The sequence below is a fragment of the Caballeronia sp. M23-90 genome (genome assembly GCF_053574605.1).
In genome coordinates, this window is sequence record NZ_JBSIPA010000685.1 from 1 (window position 1) to 2370 (window position 2370).

Here is a 2370-nt window from a genome sequence, read left to right on the forward strand (position 1 = left end):
TGCCGTAATCGGGCGGCAGCAGGCCCGGATCGAGCAGCACGATGGAGCCGGCCGATTACGGCTGGCGGGCGTGTTTTCTTATCGGTGCGATTCTCGGGCTGGCCATTCTCTTCATGCGCATGTGGGTGCCCGAAAGTCCGCGCTGGCTGATCACGCACAACCGCGTGGACGAGGCGAAGGAGATCGTGGAAGGCATCGAGGCGAAGTTCCGCGAGCACGGCGCGACGCTTTCGACCGATCCCATCAAGCCGCTGCGCCTGCACGTACGCGATCACACGAAGCTGAGCGAAGTGTTCCAGTCGCTGTTTCATTCTCACCGGCGCAGGTCGCTGGTCGGATTGACGTTGATGACGGCGCAAGCTTTCTTCTACAACGCGATATTTTTCACCTACGCGCTCGTGCTGACGGAGTTCTACCACGTGCCGGGCGACCACATCGGCTGGTACGTGCTGCCGTTCGCCGCGGGCAATTTTCTCGGGCCGCTCGTTCTCGGCCGCCTCTTCGACGTCCTCGGCCGGCGCAAGATGATCGCCTTCACCTACGGCATGTCAGGCATCCTGCTGACCATCAGCGGGTACATGTTCGAGCAGGGCATGCTGACCAGCACCACGCAGACGATCTCGTGGATGGTGATTTTCTTCTTCGCGTCGTCGGCGGCAAGCTCGGCATATCTCACCGTCAGCGAAACTTTTCCGCTGGAGATTCGGGCGTTGGCTATCGCCATTTTTTATGCGTTTGGGACGGCGCTGGGGGGGATTGCCGGGCCTGCGCTGTTCGGGCGGCTCATCGATACCCATCAGCGCGGCGCCGTCTTCACGGGCTATCTGATCGGTTCTGCGTTGATGATGCTGGCAGCGGTCGTTGCAGGGATCTGGGGGGTGTCGGCCGAGCGCAAGTCGCTGGAGGAAGTGGCCCGGCCGTTATCGTCGGCGGAGGATTGATGCGTCCCTCGCAACGAGGGACGTAGAACCGATGCTTATTTGAACGCCTTGCCCCAGGCACCGTCGAATGCGATTTCACTGAGCGCCACGCGCGCACGCGGCGCGAGTTCACGTTCACGCAGGGCGGCGTCGAGCGTGGCCGGGTCGCCCGGATGGCCCACGGCAATCATCGCGATGACTTCAACGTCGTCCGGCGGCGAGAAGGTTTCGCGGAACGCATTGGTGTCGAAACCGCTCATCTGGTGCGCGACAAGTCCGAGTGAATGCGCCTGCAGCGCCAGCGAGAACGCCGCCGCGCCCGTGTCATAAGGCGCCGTGCGGTTCACTTCTCCCTTCGATGTCAGCGTCTTCGCCAGCACGCAAACCAGTACCGGCACGTTGGCGTTCCAGCCCTGATTGAACGGGACGAGCGTGGCGAAGGCCTTGTCGAACGCGGCTTGATCGTGGCTCCGGTCAAAGACGACGAAGCGCCACGGCTGCATGTTGTACGAAGACGGCGCCCAGCGCGCGGCTTCCAGAAGACTGTGCAACTGCTCGCGGCTTACCGCCTTGTTCGATATCGCCCGCGGGCTCCATCGGCCGGCGAGCAACGGGTCGATAGCGACTTCGGTAGGAGCGATTTTTTCAGTCATGCGAGATCCTCGTTCGAGTGGGTTATCACAACAACACGAGCAGCACGCTGGAAACGCGCGCCGCAACCGCCATAGGATAACCAAGCCCGCGACGCCGTGCTGCCGCCCGGAATCCCCGAGTCCACCTCAAACCTTACGTTGCCACCGCCTGAATCCGCCGCGACGCCTTGTTGATGCGCAACACCATCACGGCCGCGACAATGCACAGGCTGCCCGAAATCATGGTCGCGACCGTGTAGGTGCCGAAGCTCGCGCGCAGCATGCCGCCGCCCAGCGCCGCAAATGCCGCGCCAAGCTGATGCGCCGCGACGACCCAGCCGAATACGATCGGCGCTGATTCCTTGCCGTAGACATCCGTGGCCAGCTTGACCGTGGGCGGGACGGTCGCGACCCAATCGAGTCCGTAGAACACGGCGAAGATCGGCAAGCCGTAGAAATCGATGCCGAACGCCTGCGGCAAGAACATCAACGACAACCCGCGCAAGCCGTAGTACCAGAAGAGCAGGACGCGAGCATTGAAGCGGTCCGAAAGCCAGCCGGAAAGCGTCGTGCCGAAAAGATCGAAGATGCCCATGGCCGCAAGAAGGCCCGCGCCCTGCACTTCGCTCATGCCGTGATCGGCGCACATTGCAATCAGATGCGTACCGATATACCCGTTCGTACTCGCCCCGCAGATGAAAAAACTGCCGGCCAGGAGCCAGAAATCGCGCGTCTTGCTCGCCATGCCGAGCGTGCCGAACGCGAGCGCAATCGGATTTTTCTGCGCGACGGGAATGGGCGGCGGCGCGTCGGACGGT

Annotated in this window: 2 protein-coding genes and 1 pseudogene; 1 reads left to right on the forward strand and 2 read right to left on the reverse strand. The window is 62.7% G+C overall.

The window, feature by feature from the left end:
- Positions 1 to 47 precede the first annotated feature (47 nt).
- Positions 48 to 941: pseudogene (locus tag ACRXB1_RS34640) on the forward strand (MFS transporter); the annotation flags it as partial.
- Between the two features lie 35 nt (positions 942 to 976).
- Here the strand turns inward: ACRXB1_RS34640 and ACRXB1_RS34645 are convergent.
- Together ACRXB1_RS34645 and ACRXB1_RS34650 are read right to left on the reverse strand one after the other, a co-directional pair.
- On the reverse strand, positions 977 to 1573 hold the full coding sequence (locus tag ACRXB1_RS34645) for a nitroreductase family protein (RefSeq protein WP_449494607.1): 597 nt from the start codon (positions 1571 to 1573) through the stop codon (positions 977 to 979).
- A gap of 133 nt (positions 1574 to 1706) precedes the next feature.
- On the reverse strand, positions 1707 to 2370 hold a 664-nt coding region (locus ACRXB1_RS34650), incomplete at its 5' end, for an MFS transporter (protein WP_449494608.1).